This window comes from Mesobacillus thioparans (genome assembly GCF_965138835.1).
GTDB classification, from domain to species: Bacteria; Bacillota; Bacilli; order Bacillales; family Cytobacillaceae; genus Mesobacillus; species Mesobacillus thioparans.
On sequence record NZ_CBCSFH010000003.1, the window covers coordinates 36,963 to 51,951 of the forward strand.

General features: G+C 40.5%; 15 protein-coding genes. 2 read left to right on the plus strand and 13 right to left on the minus strand.

Annotated elements, in window-relative coordinates; translation table 11 throughout:
* The 9 genes from ACNAZ4_RS07300 to ACNAZ4_RS07340 form a co-directional block, all read right to left on the minus strand.
* Complete coding sequence (locus ACNAZ4_RS07300; protein ID WP_415813569.1) at window positions 1-1,386, minus strand: nucleotide sugar dehydrogenase; 1,386 nt, start codon at window positions 1,384-1,386, stop codon at window positions 1-3.
* Between the two features lie 3 nt (window positions 1,387-1,389).
* On the minus strand, window positions 1,390-2,487 hold the full coding sequence (locus ACNAZ4_RS07305; protein ID WP_415813570.1) for a glycosyltransferase family 4 protein: 1,098 nt from the start codon (window positions 2,485-2,487) through the stop codon (window positions 1,390-1,392).
* A 60-nt stretch (window positions 2,488-2,547) separates the two neighbouring features.
* Window positions 2,548-3,192 carry an acetyltransferase gene (locus ACNAZ4_RS07310; RefSeq protein ID WP_415813571.1) on the minus strand — a complete coding sequence of 215 codons (645 nt, stop codon included), beginning with the start codon at window positions 3,190-3,192 and terminating at the stop codon, window positions 2,548-2,550.
* Between the two features lie 3 nt (window positions 3,193-3,195).
* On the minus strand, window positions 3,196-3,834 hold the full coding sequence (locus tag ACNAZ4_RS07315; RefSeq protein ID WP_415813572.1) for a sugar transferase: 639 nt from the start codon (window positions 3,832-3,834) through the stop codon (window positions 3,196-3,198).
* Window positions 3,834-4,949: a DegT/DnrJ/EryC1/StrS family aminotransferase gene (locus ACNAZ4_RS07320; RefSeq protein WP_415813822.1), complete on the minus strand. Its 1,116-nt coding sequence runs from the start codon at window positions 4,947-4,949 to the stop codon at window positions 3,834-3,836. Before ACNAZ4_RS07320 ends, ACNAZ4_RS07315 begins: the two co-directional genes overlap by 1 nt.
* Window positions 4,950-5,265: 316 nt before the next feature.
* Window positions 5,266-7,086 (minus strand): polysaccharide biosynthesis protein, encoded by a 1,821-nt coding sequence (locus tag ACNAZ4_RS07325; protein ID WP_415813573.1) that lies wholly within the window; start codon window positions 7,084-7,086, stop codon window positions 5,266-5,268.
* Between the two features lie 304 nt (window positions 7,087-7,390).
* Complete coding sequence (locus tag ACNAZ4_RS07330) at window positions 7,391-8,155, minus strand: tyrosine-protein phosphatase (protein ID WP_415813574.1); 765 nt, start codon at window positions 8,153-8,155, stop codon at window positions 7,391-7,393.
* A gap of 113 nt (window positions 8,156-8,268) precedes the next feature.
* Window positions 8,269-8,970, minus strand: coding sequence for a CpsD/CapB family tyrosine-protein kinase (locus ACNAZ4_RS07335; RefSeq protein ID WP_415813575.1), 702 nt, complete (start codon window positions 8,968-8,970; stop codon window positions 8,269-8,271).
* Window positions 8,960-9,703, minus strand: coding sequence for a YveK family protein (locus tag ACNAZ4_RS07340; RefSeq protein WP_415813576.1), 744 nt, complete (start codon window positions 9,701-9,703; stop codon window positions 8,960-8,962). Before ACNAZ4_RS07340 ends, ACNAZ4_RS07335 begins: the two co-directional genes overlap by 11 nt.
* 210 nt (window positions 9,704-9,913) lie before the next feature.
* Between ACNAZ4_RS07340 and ACNAZ4_RS07345 the strand changes: the two genes are divergently transcribed.
* A complete protein-coding gene (locus ACNAZ4_RS07345) occupies window positions 9,914-10,696 on the plus strand; it encodes an SGNH/GDSL hydrolase family protein (RefSeq protein WP_415813577.1) in 783 nt (260 codons plus the stop codon).
* A 33-nt stretch (window positions 10,697-10,729) separates the two neighbouring features.
* Here the strand turns inward: ACNAZ4_RS07345 and galU are convergent, their stop codons facing one another.
* Entirely contained in the window at window positions 10,730-11,605 is an 876-nt protein-coding gene (galU, locus tag ACNAZ4_RS07350) for a UTP--glucose-1-phosphate uridylyltransferase GalU (protein ID WP_415813578.1), read from the minus strand.
* 119 nt (window positions 11,606-11,724) lie between these two features.
* Window positions 11,725-11,877 carry a hypothetical protein gene (locus tag ACNAZ4_RS07355; RefSeq protein WP_415813579.1) on the minus strand — a complete coding sequence of 51 codons (153 nt, stop codon included), beginning with the start codon at window positions 11,875-11,877 and terminating at the stop codon, window positions 11,725-11,727.
* A 193-nt stretch (window positions 11,878-12,070) separates the two neighbouring features.
* On the opposite strand from ACNAZ4_RS07355, the gene ACNAZ4_RS07360 reads away from it, so the two are divergent.
* The gene (locus ACNAZ4_RS07360; RefSeq protein WP_415813580.1) at window positions 12,071-13,138 is read left to right on the plus strand and encodes a C40 family peptidase; all 1,068 of its coding nucleotides are present in this window, start codon (window positions 12,071-12,073) and stop codon (window positions 13,136-13,138) included.
* A gap of 74 nt (window positions 13,139-13,212) precedes the next feature.
* Here ACNAZ4_RS07360 and ACNAZ4_RS07365 read toward each other — a convergent pair whose 3' ends face one another.
* Window positions 13,213-13,350 (minus strand): hypothetical protein, encoded by a 138-nt coding sequence (locus tag ACNAZ4_RS07365; protein WP_415813581.1) that lies wholly within the window; start codon window positions 13,348-13,350, stop codon window positions 13,213-13,215.
* 405 nt (window positions 13,351-13,755) lie between these two features.
* Window positions 13,756-14,985: an efflux RND transporter periplasmic adaptor subunit gene (locus ACNAZ4_RS07370; RefSeq protein ID WP_415813582.1), complete on the minus strand. Its 1,230-nt coding sequence runs from the start codon at window positions 14,983-14,985 to the stop codon at window positions 13,756-13,758.
* Window positions 14,986-14,989: the final 4 nt, after the last annotated feature.

The window sequence follows — 14,989 nt, forward strand, 5'->3', positions numbered from 1 at the left end:
TTAAAGCCTCCAATATGAAAATCCTTGCTTTTCTGCATCTTTTCTATTAAATATTCCTTTAATATCCATAATCACACAATCATTTACTTTTAATTCGGCATCATCTTCATATGTTGCAGCTACTTCAGCCATGGCCCCTGCCACATCGAAAGCAGATGAATAGCTGAATATTTTCATGAGATTCTCTAACTTCAATTCTTTAAACTCTTCATGGGGTACTGCAAAGATTACTGCATCAACGTTGTTTATTTCATCCATTTCAGATAGTAATATTCCATATTCATGTTTCAAATCATTTTTATCCGCTATGGGATCTACTACTTTTACTTCAACTCCGTACTCTTCTAATTCTCTGATAACATCTACAACTTTTGTATTTCTTACATCAGGACAGTTTTCTTTAAAGGTAACACCAAAGACTGCAACAATCGCTCCATTCACTTGTTTATTTGCTTTAATCATTTTCTTAACAGTACTTTCAGCTACATACTTACCCATATCATCATTTATTTTCCGACCAGATAATATAATTTGTGAATGATAACCCATTTGCTCCGCTTTATAAGTTAGGTAGTATGGATCCACACCAATGCAGTGACCTCCCACCAATCCAGGTGAAAACTTTAGAAAATTCCACTTTGTACCTGCAGCGTTTAGAACTGCGTTTGTATCAATGTCCATCTTATTAAAGATAATTGATAATTCATTCATGAACGCAATATTGATATCTCTCTGAGCATTTTCGATAACCTTCGCGGCTTCAGCTACTTTTATACTTTCGGCTCTATATACACCTGCATCTACAACCAACTCGTAAACTTTTGCAACAATATCAAGCGTCTCTTCATCCATACCGGATACAACTTTTACAATAGTTTCTAGGCGGTGCTCATGGTCACCAGGATTAATTCTTTCTGGTGAATATCCAACTTTAAAATCTACACCACATTTTAATCCGGATTCTTTTTCTAAAATTGGCACACAGATTTCTTCAGTTACTCCTGGATATACTGTGGACTCAAATACTACAATAGCACCTTTTGTTAGGTTTCTTCCTAAAGTTCGACTAGCGGATTCTACCGGTGTTAAGTCTGGGGTATGGTCATCTCGAACAGGAGTAGGAACTGCAACAATATGAAACTTTGCCTCTTTTAATTTTGCTTCATCTGAAGTAAATTCCACTGTTGTATTCTTGATAACTTCATTCCCAACTTCTTTAGTCGGATCAATTCCACTTTTGTAGAGATCTATTTTTTGTTTGTTAACATCGAATCCAATCACATCAATTTTTTTTGCAAATGCTACAGCAATCGGCATTCCTACATACCCAAGCCCAACTAAAGAGATCTTTTCTTCCTTCATAACAATCTTTTCATATAAGTTCATTTTTTATTTCTCCTCAATTATTTTATTGATTTCATCCATATAGATATCAACCACTAATTTTCGATTAAATTCTTTTTCCATTTTGCGACGCCCTGCAATTCCCATGAGTTTCTTCTTCTCATATGGCAGAATAATAAATTCTTTGATTGCATCAAATAAACTCTCAACACTTTTTGCTTCAAACCCTATACCACTTATCCCATCATCAAAAGTTTCAATACACCCTGGAACATTTGAAGCTAACACCGGACGTCCAGATGAAGCTGATTCTAAAAGAACATTTGATGTTCCTTCATGATAAGAAGGAAGAATGGTAGCATGTGATTTTTTTATATATGAATGTACATCATGCTGGTGACCATGATAATTTATGATTCCTAAATCACTTAATTCATTTAGTTGCTGAGCATAATTCTCTTCGCTCCCACCAATTAAATCAAACTGAACATTCTTATATTCTTTTTTTATCCTTTTAGCAGATTCAAATAGTTCTTCTATTCCTTTTGCTTTCATAATGCGTCCTATGAAAAGAAATCTTATAACTTTATCTTCTTCAGGATAATTTTCAAAATTGTGTTGTTTTAGGTTAACTCCAGATCCTGGTATAACCTTTACCTTTTTCTTAACAATATTGTTAAAAATAAAGAATTGTAGATTTGGTTTGTTTTGAAAAAAAACAGTTCGTGCATTTTTTAAACCCAATCTGTATAAATTTAATGTTACCTTTTGCAATAGCCCAGGGTTTTCTATAGCAGTACCTAATCCAGTCACATTGGTAATATAAGGTATATTATTTAATCTGCACATCATTCCTCCATATATATTGGGTTTGATTGTGTAGGTTAAAACGACATCAGGTTTTATCCTCTTAAGGATGCTGTTATAACGATATAATAATAGTAAATCTGTAATGGGATTTGTACTCCTTCTGCTAATTGGTGTATTAATATATTTGCTTCCTAATTCAACTAATTTTGAAACATAATCCCCGTTTGGTAATGACAAAAATACCTCATGTTCTTTTACGAGTCCTTCAATAAGTTCTTTTCTGAATTTGTATAAGCCGATATCATTATTCGCCAGTATTAATACTTTCGCCAACTTCTACACCCCTAGCACATTACAAGTTTCATTTTTTTACCTTGATGAGCTGAAATCGACTTATTGAGTCACATGAAACTTTATTGGCTTTGCCGGTGCTCCCACAGCTGTACAGTTTGCAGGCAAGTCTTTCACAACAATCGATCCAGCTCCAATAATTGTATTCTCTCCAACGGTTACCCCTTGGATAATAGCCGAACCCGTGCCAATATTGGCACATTCTTTCGCTACTACATAACCGGAAATGTTAACACTCGGAAGAACGGTTGTATAATCTTCTAAAACTGCATCATGTCCAACTGTACAATCCAAGTTAACAATGACATGCTTTCCAATGGTGACATCCACTGTAATTATATTTCCCGCACATATAATTGAACCTTCTCCTATGGATACTCTATCTGAGCAAATAACACTCGGATGAACTAAAACCGGGAATTGATTTTTGCTTTCTTGAATTCTTACCATGATTTTCTTTTTAATTATAGGGTCTCCAATAGCGTTAACCACAAAGAGCTCTTGATTTTTTAACCATTCAATGTTGCCGATTACTTTGTACCCGTTAACTTCTTTACCTTGTATTTCTTCATTATCATCAACAAAACCAATAAGATTCCATTCAGTATTTACCTTATTAATTTCTTCAATTAACCAAGCAACCTCTCTACCAAAGCCGCCTGCCCCTATTATTACGATGTCTTTCATTTCTTATTCCTCCGTTATCTTACTGCCTTCAAAATATTCCATTGTTGCAGCCGCCTCTGAGTTTATTCCTTCACGTATAAAGACCTTTTTAAAAGTGTGGTAGATAATCTTTACATCTAAAGCAAGAGTAATATTTTCTACGTAATCCACATCCAGATTAAATTTCTCTTCCCAACTAATCGCATTTCTACCACTCACCTGAGCCAAACCAGATAGCCCTGGTCTAACTTCATGACGTCGTTTTTGATTATTGTTGTACAACGGCAAATATTGTACCAATAATGGCCTTGGGCCGATAATAGACATATCACCCTTCAAAATATTAAAAAGTTCCGGTAGTTCATCAAGAGATGTAGAACGGAGTAATCTACCAAACTTCGTCAATCTAACGCTATCAGATAGTAACTCCCCTTTATTATTTCTTTCATCCGTCATAGTCCTAAACTTATACATCATAAAAATCTCTTCATTAAGCCCGGGTCTCTTTTGCTTAAAAAGAACAGGGCTACCTAATTTTGTTCTCACAAGAATTGCAACTACTAAAAGTATCGGACTAAGAACAATAATGGCGGCTAATGATAGTATGAAATCCATCGGTCTTTTTATGAATCTCCTATAAATACCACCTTTGGAATTATTCATTACTTTAACCACAGCCCCTTAATAGTCTCCACAACTCTTTCTAAGTCCTCATTCATCATCTTTGTATCTGACGGCAAACAAACTCCATTTTCAAACAATTTCTCCGATATTCTTTCACCAACATAATCATATTTCTCGAAGAACGGCTGCATATGCATTGGTTTCCAAACAGGTCTTGACTCGATATTCTCTCTCTCAAGAGCTTCCATGACATCAATAGGTCTAACCGGTCCAGTTAAAACCATTGAGCTTAACCAATAATTAGGTTCATTCCACTTATTACTAGGCATGAACTCAACACCCTCAAGTTCACCAAGTTCTTTCTTATACAATTCAAAAATGTAGTTCTTTTTGGCAACTCTTTGAGCTAATACTTTAAGCTGCCCTCTACCAATCCCTGCAACCACATTGCTCATTCTGTAATTAAACCCTAATTCACTATGTTGATAATGCCTTGCTTGATCTCGGGATTGAGTGGCCCAAAATCTTGCCTTAGCAATTCTCTCTTCATTATTAGAAACAAGCATTCCACCGCCAGAAGTTGTGATAATCTTGTTTCCATTAAAAGAGAAAATGCCATAGTCACCAAAAGTTCCAGTATGCTTACCTTTATAGTAAGTACCCAGAGACTCTGCAGCATCTTCTATAACCGCTACATTATGTTTCTTACAAATATCCATTATCTTATCCATATCTGCAGATAAGCCATATAAATGAACAACAAAGACTGCCTTTACTTCTGGATACTTCTCAAATGCTTCTTCTAATGCTTTTGGGCTCATATTCCAAGTTTCATAATCACTATCGATGAATACAGGAATAGCATTTTGATAGATGATTGGATTTGCAGTAGCAGAGAAAGTAAGTGTTGGACAAAATACTTTATCCCCCTCTCCAACGCCTGCCGCCTTAAGAGCTAAGTGGATAGCAGCCGTTCCAGAGGAAAGTGCCGCTGCAGCTTTAGAACCAACCTTTTCGGCTAGTTCTTTTTCAAATCCATTTACGTTTTCCCCTAAAGGAGCAATCCAGTTTGTTTCAAAGGCTTCCTTTACATATTGCATTTCATAACCCTCATCACTCATATGAGGTGATGATAGAAATATTCTTTCTTTCACTTTTGTTGTCTCCATCTTCATACTTCCTCCTCAATTAGGTTGCTACTTTAGAAGATTAGGACTTAATTGGATCCTTACATCCCTTTCCAACCAACTACTAAACCACTAAATTCATTTAACCCAGAATATCTACGTAATCCTACTGAATTCACTTTTAAGAAAATAAATTATCCGAAATTACTCTAAAAAACATCCCGGGTCCCTTTTAAACTAATAAGAACCCGGGTGAATCATTTTTAATTATCTCTTTAAAAAGTCCATTACTTCACCAAGCAAAAAGCAAGTTCCTTCTATATAATGTCTATAATTTAACAAGCTACTTCGCAACCAAGAAAACTTTGTTCTTCTTCCGATTAGCCAAATTGACCACATACTCTTTCAACTGAATACCATTAAAACTCTCAAACCGCTCTAACAAGAATTCAATCTCCTCCTCCTGCTCCAAAACAGCCCTACCAATAAAGATTTTCGGATAAATCGGCTCAGGATGAATCTCTTTTTCGTTTAAGAGCTCCTCAAACATCTTCTCCCCAGGCCGTAGCCCAGAAAAGCGAACAGGAATCTCATCAGTTGAATAACCCGAAAGGGTAATGAGATTTTTAGCCAAATCAACAATCCTAACCGGCTCCCCCATATCCAGCACAAAAATCTCCCCACCACGAGCAAGCGACCCAGCCTGAATCACAAGCCTCGAAGCCTCCGGAATCGTCATAAAATACCGCGTCATATCCGGATGAGTAACCGTAACAGGCCCACCAGCCTGAATCTGCTTCTTAAACAGAGGAATAACACTACCCCGACTACCAAGCACATTCCCAAACCGCACAGCGACAAACTTGGTCTGACTCTCTTGGTCGAGTTTTTGTATAATCATCTCCGCAACCCGCTTAGTAGACCCCATAACATTAGTAGGATTCACAGCCTTATCAGTAGAAACCAGAACGAAAGTACCAACACCGAAGGTGTCCGCCGCCTCCGCAACATTCTTAGTCCCAAAAACATTATTCTTAACAGCTTCCCTTGGGTTATACTCCATCAACGGCACATGCTTATGAGCCGCAGCATGATAAACAACATCCGGAACATGCTCTTCAATAACCTCAAACATCCGCTCCCGGTCCTGCACATCCCCGATCACAGGCACAATCTCGATTTGCTGTCCATATTTGTTCCTAAGCTCCATATCAATGGTATAAATACTGTTCTCTCCATGCCCAACGAGAACCAGCTTTTCCGGCTCGAACTTGCAAATCTGTCGGCAAATCTCAGAACCAATCGATCCACCAGCCCCGGTTACCAGTACCGTTTTACCAGACACATATTCTGAGATCCCCTCAATATCAAGCTTAATCGGATCACGCCCCAGCAGATCCTCAACCTCAACATCGCGGAAGCTGCTGACGGCTACTTTGCCAATCATGATATCCTCGATCTTTGGCATGATCTGCGGCTTGATTTTTGTCTTTGTACATTCTTCAAAAATCATTGTCAATTCTTCCTTTTTCAATGAAGGAATCGCAATGACGATTTTATCAATCTTGTATTTTTCCACAGCTGCGGCGATATCCTTGCTTGTACCTGCTACCGGGATACCAAGGATTTGTAATTTATATTTTTTTGTGTCGTCATCGATGAACGCTGCCGGCATCAATCCTAAATCACGGTTGTTCTTTAATTGTCTCGCTACCAGTGTGCCAGCTTGTCCGGCACCGACGATCAGTACCTGTGTCATGCTTTTATCCGGCTTCAAGAACCGATCCCTGGTGATTCTCCACCAGAAGCGGCTGCCGCCAATCATCAAGATCAGCAGTGTCCATGCGCTGAAGAGCACGCGGCCGTATACATGGTAGTCCATTATGTATTGGAATAAGGTCAGCATTAATATTGAGAGTGTCACCGATTTGGTGATCCCTATCAACTCTCCGACACTTGCGTATTCCCAAGCTTTGTTGTAAAGCAAGAACATCGATGCGAATACATGATGGCAGAGCAGGAGGACAAGTGCACTGATAAAAACATTTTCGAAATTCAAGGTTTCAAGTGAAGGATGCAGTGGTATATAACTGATATAGACTGCAGCAAATACAATTAGCGAATCCAAGCCGGCAAGTAATAGTAAACGTTTGTGGTAGCTCATCGATATCCCCCTATTAAATTAAGATTTCACATTGTTATTTCCATATAATTTTTTAGCTCCAAAAAATAAATATCTAATGAAAACACAGGTGTCAAGACATGTATTTTCATTAGATATTTATTGTCTTAAAATAATAATTAATGGGCATCTAACCCGCCCTCACATCATGCTATCGACAACTCATGTGTCTAAGGACTGCTTTCCCAGCATCCCACAGCATGATCGAGTGCCTCCATGGGTAACGGGTAGGAGGCATCGCCGGTCAGGTCTTCCTGACAAATGATGTATTTTCATTCTAGGTAGTTTAAAAGATTCCAAGGAATTTTTTCTTTTTGATCCGATGCGGCACTTCTTTGTAGACGTTTTGGTCCCGCACCAGCAGCTCGGCGTTTTCTTTGAAGAAATAGACCATATCCACACCATAGCGGGTATTGACGGTATCATAAGTGTGCGCAAGGTGGAAGGCACGTTTGTTTGTGTTATGCGCATCCGAGGCGATGAAATGGGCCAAATTTGCTTCAATCAGCTGTTCGGAAAAGCCTCTAATCCTTTTTCCGAATATTCCGCAAACGCTTGACGCAGTCAGTTGCGAGAGTGCCCCGTTCTTGATCAATCGATAAAGAATCTCTGGACGCTCGATGATTTCCTGGTTCCGTTCCGGATGGACGATGACCGGAATTTTCCCTTCCAACTGCAAATCGTATAATAATTTATCAGCATACCTTGGCACATGTCCTGATGGTAATTCGATGAATATGTATTTTGTACTGTTCAGGGTACTGACTTCCCCCAATGTAATCCCCTTCAGCAGCTCCCCATGAATGGCCGGTTCCTGGCCCTGGAGGATGGTCAAAGGAATCTTCTCCTCTTTCAATACCTCATTCAATTCATCCGTCTTTAGGATGATTGCTTGTTTCCTATTTTCATAGCGTCCATTTTTATGATGAGGGGTAGCGATAATTGTGTCGATTCCTTCGTTAACTGCAGCACGCGCCATTTCGATGCTATCTGCCAACGTTTGCGCGCCATCGTCTATTCCCGCTAGTATATGACAATGTATATCGATCATCGCGCACCCTCATTTCCATAAATTTGTCACATTTATAGTTCTTTTCTAATATTACCATTTATACCCCGTATAGGTAAATGGGGGGATTTTGTCGAATCCTTGTCGAATAGCTGTTATTTGTTTCCATAATAATAATAGTAGTCAGAGCTTTGCAGCTTTTTGTGATTCAATACCGCTCCAAGCAGCTTGCTTTTAGTATTCGTCAAGAGTTCCTTCGCCTTTGCAGCTTCATCCATCTCTGTCTTCCCACTGTAGACAACAAGAATCGATCCATCACATTTGTTGGCAAGAACCTGGGCATCCGTTACTGCCAGCATTGGCGGTGTATCGAAAATGATGACGTCGAAATGCTGTTTCGCCTCTGCCAGGAATTGATTCATCGCCTTTGAGCCAAGCAACTCTGCCGGATTCGGCGGAACCGGCCCGCTTGTCAGAATTCCCAGATTCTCGATTTCCGACTCATCCACCGCTTCAACCAATTGCATTTGTTTTGATAGTACGGATGACAGGCCGAAAGTATTGGTTAAATTAAACGTATAATGCACAGTCGGTTTTCTTAAATCTGCATCGATTAGCAATACCCTTTTTTCCTGCTGAGCGAAAACGACAGCCAGATTAGCAGCGGTTGTAGATTTCCCGGCTCCTGGACCAGCAGAAGTAATCATGATCGTCTGGATATCCTCGTCTACTGAAGAGAATTCAATATTTGTCCGGATTGTCCGATACTGCTCTGAGATCGGTGATTTAGGTGCAAAGAACGTAACCAATTTTCGTTTATTGTTGCCAGCGGCCTGTTTCTTTTTCTTAAGAGCCAATAGACTCACCTCTTGTTCTTGGTTTTCTTTCTGAACGTCTATGTTTCATATCTTCAAACTTTGAATCTTCAATAACAGAAATGACCCCGAGGATCGGAAGTTCAAGGTTCTTTTCAACATCCTGTTCATTTTTCACGGTGTTATCAAGGTACTCAAGCAAGAAAGCCAGTCCTACGCCAGCCATTAGGCCTACTACCAGCGCTATGGCAATATTGAGAATTGGCTGAGGTTTAACCGGCGATTGTCCGTCCAGGACTTCCGCTCTAGACAGGATATTAATATTATCAGCTTTCATGATGTTTTCCTCTTTAAAGACTTTCGCAATCATGTTTGCCAGTTCTGCAGCTTGGTTTGGATTCTCATCCTGGACAGAAATATTCATTACCTGTGACTGATTCTCATTGCTCACAGTGACCTTTTGGCTTAGCTGCCCCGAAGTCATATTTAAATCCATTTCCTCAATGACTAAATCCAGGATCGCCGGACTTTTGAGGATTACGGTATATGTGTTGATCAACTGAAGGCTCGTCTGAACATCAGCCGGGTTATAATTTCCCTGATCAGAATTTGATTTATTAATGAGTATTTGTGTCGATGCCTGATAAATCGGTGTTAAAACAAAAAAACTGACAATCCCACTTACCATTACAGCGGTTAATGTTATTGCCAGGATTAGGAGAATTCGCTTCTTCAATGTTCCAAATAACTCTTTCAAACTAATAGTCTCTTCCATTTTACTCCTCCTGAAAATGTAAAAAAATGAAAATCCTTAGGTATTATAGCATAGCACCTTGTAAAAACTGTTGTTTCTTGTCATAATTTTAACATACTTGAAATCTTTACCTATTTTAACACCTTTAACTGTATTTATCTTTATTTTTTTGTATCTTTTCCCGATTGGTATAAATTACATATAATCATTGAGAGGTGAATATTTGACATTATGAAGAATTTCATAATTATATTTCTTTCCATAGCTTGTGCCACTCTCCTGTTTCTCGGAAATCAACAGTGGAAGGAAAAGGTCCAAGTAAGAAGCAGCGCGACAAATACTTTTTCGACAGAGGAGAATCAAGCAAACAAACCTGATGATGAACATCCTGACAACCTGACGGACTATACAAAAAATTGGCCAGAGAAGGCCAGGACGATATTCGAGACTGCACTTGAAGAAGGACGTCCATTTAAAATCCTGCTGGCAGGCTCTCCAGCAATGGGGAATGCAGAAACCGGCTGGGCTGAACTTTTAACAGATCAACTGCAAAATACATATGGTGATGCTATAGAAGTTACCGCGAAAAGCTATGAGATGACCTCCCGGGAATTCATCGATGCAGAAACGCAAAACGAACTGGCTGCCGAACAGGCTGATCTCGTTTTGCTGGAGCCATTCATCCTGATGAATAACGGCAAAGTAGGCAATGACCAGGCTGTTGAACATTATTCAGTCATCATTGACGCCATCCTGTCAGCAAAACCTGACACAGTGGTCATTCTCCAGCCGGCGAACCCACTGTCAAAAGCAAGGTTCTACCCGCTGCAGGTAGAGGCACTTAAAGAGTATGCCGAGACGAACGGACTGGACTATCTTGACCACTGGCAGGCCTGGCCAGAAACAGAAGTTGAAAGACTTGAACTCCTGTCTGGAGGAGACCCGAATTTTCCGAATGAAGAAGGCCATAAGCTCTGGGCTGATTATCTGATTGATTACTTCATTGCAAAATAAAAAAATGGTGACTCGAAGCTGAGTCGCCATTTTTTAACGTTCCCTATGCACGATTTGATCAATAAAATCGAGGACAGCGCCCCTTAGCTCAGGATCCTGGAGCGCAAATTCAATGGTTGTTTTGACAAAACCGATCTTCTCGCCGACATCGTACCGTTTCCCTTCAAAATCATAGGCAAAGACGCGCTGAATCTGATTCAGCTTCTGGATGGCGTCTGTCAATTGGATCTCTCCGCCTGCTCCCGTTTCCATCTGGTCAAGATACAGGAAGATTTCCGGTGTAAGGATGTATCTGCCCATGATTGCCAGATTGGATGGTGCAGTACCCGGCTCCGGTTTTTCAATCAGGTCCTCGACATGGTATCTTCGGCCATCCTGACTCGAGGGCCGGATGATGCCATATCGATGCGTTTCCTCAGCTGGGACTTTCTGGACACCTATCACGGAAGACCTCGTCTCCTCGTACTGATCAAGCAGCTGCTTCAGGCATGGCGTCTCACTCTGGACAATATCATCACCAAGCAGCACAGCAAACGGTTCATCCCCGATAAAATGACGGGCACACCAGACAGCATGGCCCAATCCCTTCGGCTCCTTTTGCCGAATATAGTGGATATCAGCCAGATTGGTCGAATAACGCACCTTATCCAGCAAATCCTGCTTCCCTTTTTCCTCAAGATTCCGCTCAAGTTCCGGGGCATAATCAAAGTGGTCTTCAATCGCCCGCTTTCCTTTTCCTGTCACAATGATAATATCCTCTATGCCTGACGCAATCGCTTCTTCCACTATATATTGAATCGTCGGCTTATCGACAATCGGCAGCATTTCCTTCGGCATCGCCTTCGTTGCGGGAAGGAAACGGGTGCCAAGCCCCGCTGCAGGGATGATGGCCTTCCTGATTTTTTTCATCTGCTGGTTCCTCCTCATAAGAACGTTGCTTATATACCATATTATTGCGAAGAACACGGCAGCATACCACATAAAAAGGCAAAAAAAATACTGGCGCCATCATATTCATGGACCAGTGTTTATTCATTAATTGTCTTCAGATCGAAAATTAAGTCTTCCATCAACTTTTTGATCGTCATTTCCTCGCTATTCGTCCCTTTTTCAAACGTCCTTTTCATTACATCGAAAAAGAGCTCCTGATTCCATTCTGCTGATTTTTCCTGAGTATCCATTTTATATCCTCCCGACCCGTCTGCAATGACATCATTCTATTAAATTAATAGAAAATTGTAAATAGATTTCCATAAACAAATTGTTAATTCTGGAACATCCTGCTATTAATTGTCAGAAAATCGTACCAATTGTACCTTTTTCTGTGCTAAAATATGAGTAAATAATACAAGAATTGGAGTGCTGACAAAAAAAATGAAGAAACAAGCCGTTTCCGTAATGACCGCTGCCCTTCTGTCTTCCACTTTTGCCGGAATTGCCTCTGCCGATACATATACTGTTAAAAAAGGGGATACCTTATCCCACATTGCTTCTACATATAAAACTAGTGTTACAGAATTAAAAAAGACAAATAAACTGTCTTCAGATTTAATTTATGCAAACCAGACGCTGACGGTTCCTCCATTCGCCCAGAAAACAACAGCCTCTTCTCCAGTTGCTGTCAAGCTAGCTTCCGTTAAAAAAGCTGAGCTGTATACCGTAAAGAGCGGTGACACTCTTAGTAAGATTGCTGCCAGTAACAAAATTAAGCTGGCTGATCTGATGAGCTGGAACGGAATCGATGGACATCTCATCTATCCTGGCCAGAAGCTGAAAGTTTCCGGCGGAACAGCTGTGAAAGAAGCAGTACAGACCGTTCCAGCAAAGAAGGAACCGGCGAAACCGGCTTCACCTGTACAAACACCGGCAAAGACCGCACAATCAAATTACATTATTAAGTCCGGCGATACATTAAGCAAGATTGCCTTGCAGTATAATATGACCGTCAAGCAGCTGAAGGAGCTTAACAAGCTTTCTTCTGACCTGATCTTTGTCGGCCAGAAGCTGAAGGTCAGCAATCAGGCTGAAACTAAAGATAAAGTAACAACCGACACAACTGCACAAAAGCCAGTACAGACTTCAGAGCCAGATATCATTTCTATCGCCAAGGAATACATGGGCGTTCCATATGTCTGGGCAGGAAGCACGCCAGATGGATTTGACTGCAGCGGGTTCATCTATTACGCCTACAATAAAGCAGGCAAGCAAATGGGCCGCTATTCTTCCGAAGGATATTACAACCGCTCTTTCTATGTGAACGAGCCGCAGCCCGGAGATCTTGTATTCTTCGAAAATACCTATAAGAAGGGCATCTCCCATATGGGAATCTATCTCGGGAACAACGAATTCATCCACGCCGGCACTTCAGGCGGTGTCATGATTTCCAGCTTGAGTGAAACATACTATGCTAAACATTTTGAAGGATTTAAAAGATTTTACTAGGTCCCTTTGTATTTACCACAGTCATAGAGCAATAAAACATGGAGCAGGAAATTTTCCTGCTCCATGTTTTCGTTTTAATTTGCTGCTTCGGTTCTTTCAGCTCTTAATTCTGTTTTCTCATGTGATCCTAAAAATACCGTACCTGCATATACAATGGCCGCGACCGCAAAAATAGCCATGCCAATAAAAAACCTCTTAGAAACACCTGTCATCTCGATTCCCCCACACTACCTGAAAAGTATTCACACTCTTAGTCGATATGGAAGCTTGTCTCGTTTCAGTTTTTTGTTCGACAAAAAAACCCGTTTTCCATAAATAAGCTAAGGTGAACTTTCTCTATGTATTCTCTATTATCCTTCATTGCTGCTTTTCGTGTAGGGATAAGAGTTTATAAGCGGAAAATTTCCTGCTATTGTATCTTGAGGCGCTTGTGAAGTAGAAATAAGCGGATATATTCCGGTTAAATTCTCTAAATAAGACAAAATCCAACGAATTTAATTAAATAAACGGAAAAACTACCCTTAATTTCATAAAAATAAGGGTAGTTCACAATTTAAGCGGAATTCTTCCGTTTATTTTTCAAGCTCTATGAAATCAACATCTAGTGAAAACATAGCCTATTTAAAAAATCCGACCATAACCTGTTTGAACAGACTCCGCTTGCCTTCTTCCTTGAACGTCTTTTTGGCCAGTGAGCCTGGTTTCAATTTACTGAAAAATGGGCTGTCTGCTTTTTGGACGTTTTCCGGTTTACGGACGAAGAGTTCACCGGGTTTGACTCCTTTTTTCACTTCAGTCTTTTCGCCGACTTCTAGCCCTTTTTTGATTTTGCGTTTTTCGACTTTTCCTGTTTCGTTCAGGACATAGATATAACTATTTTTCTTGCCTTTATCTATTGATTGTTGTGGAACGACCGCGGCATTGACCACCTGGTTGGTGACGACAGAGACGTCGACATGTGTTCCGTGGACGACTTCCTCATCTTCGAGTTCAAGTTCGATTTCAAACGGGAATTGGCTTTCTTCTCTTACAGAAGGGTCGGATTCTGGATGTTTAGCGATTTTGGTGAGCGTACCGCCAATCGCGCCTCCAAACATATCGGATTTAACGTATACCTCCATGCCTTCCTGGACATTTTTCAGATCTCTTTCGGAAAAAGTCCCTTCAACTTTTGGCGTGTCTGATATGATTGTCACGATTGGATTGTTCAGTTCATAATTAATTTTTTTTACCGAACCTGCGACTTCGCTGCTGATTTCAAGCTCGTCACTGCCGTCGTAGGAATCGATCTGATCATCGTACTTGTCGATTTCTGCTTCCACACGGCTTTTTTCCAATTCTTTATCGTAGATTTCTTTCTCGATTGATACCGACATCAGATCGTTTGACGAATCGGATGCCGTTCCGTTGCCGGCAACAGGCAGACTGTTGTCAGTGGTGGAGGCCGAAACGGTCTGCAGATAGGAAAGCTGCTTGATTTGCTCCTCAAGCAATGTCGCCTCTGTTTCCAGCTGGCTTTTCTCAGCCTCGAGCCTGGCGAGTTCCTTGTCGATGTTATCGGAGGAATATTCAAAAAGCGGAGTTCCTTCATCCACCTCGTCGCCTTCTTTTACAAGGAAGCTTTTGAACTCACTGGAATTGGGATCATAGTAAACATGATGCTCTTCATCCGGAGTGACTACGCCCTCTGCATGGAGCGTTTCTGTCAGCGTCTCCTTCCCGATTTTTCCCCAGCTATTGATATAGGAGGAGCGAACCGCCTTACCGTCATCCTTGAGGGCCAGGTAGAGATTGCCTGATACAAATAGAATTCCGGCGGACAGCAGGATGGCATTCTGCTTTTTCATGGTT

Bases quoted from the DNA above. Each gene is read 5' to 3' on its own strand.
- ACNAZ4_RS07300 (WP_415813569.1), bottom strand. From the start codon at position 1,386: ATGAACTTATATGAAAAGATTGTTATGAAGGAAGAAAAGATCTCTTTA.
- ACNAZ4_RS07310 (WP_415813571.1), bottom strand. From the start codon at position 3,192: ATGAAAGACATCGTAATAATAGGGGCAGGCGGCTTTGGTAGAGAGGTT.
- ACNAZ4_RS07315 (WP_415813572.1), bottom strand. From the start codon at position 3,834: ATGAATAATTCCAAAGGTGGTATTTATAGGAGATTCATAAAAAGACCG.
- ACNAZ4_RS07325 (WP_415813573.1), bottom strand. From the start codon at position 7,086: ATGAGCTACCACAAACGTTTACTATTACTTGCCGGCTTGGATTCGCTA.
- ACNAZ4_RS07330 (WP_415813574.1), bottom strand. From the start codon at position 8,155: ATGATCGATATACATTGTCATATACTAGCGGGAATAGACGATGGCGCG.
- ACNAZ4_RS07340 (WP_415813576.1), bottom strand. From the start codon at position 9,703: ATGGAAGAGACTATTAGTTTGAAAGAGTTATTTGGAACATTGAAGAAG.
- ACNAZ4_RS07345 (WP_415813577.1), top strand. From the start codon at position 9,914: ATGAAGAATTTCATAATTATATTTCTTTCCATAGCTTGTGCCACTCTC.
- galU (WP_415813578.1), bottom strand. From the start codon at position 11,605: ATGAAAAAAATCAGGAAGGCCATCATCCCTGCAGCGGGGCTTGGCACC.
- ACNAZ4_RS07355 (WP_415813579.1), bottom strand. From the start codon at position 11,877: ATGGATACTCAGGAAAAATCAGCAGAATGGAATCAGGAGCTCTTTTTC.
- ACNAZ4_RS07360 (WP_415813580.1), top strand. From the start codon at position 12,071: ATGAAGAAACAAGCCGTTTCCGTAATGACCGCTGCCCTTCTGTCTTCC.
- ACNAZ4_RS07365 (WP_415813581.1), bottom strand. From the start codon at position 13,350: ATGACAGGTGTTTCTAAGAGGTTTTTTATTGGCATGGCTATTTTTGCG.
- ACNAZ4_RS07370 (WP_415813582.1), bottom strand. From the start codon at position 14,985: ATGAAAAAGCAGAATGCCATCCTGCTGTCCGCCGGAATTCTATTTGTA.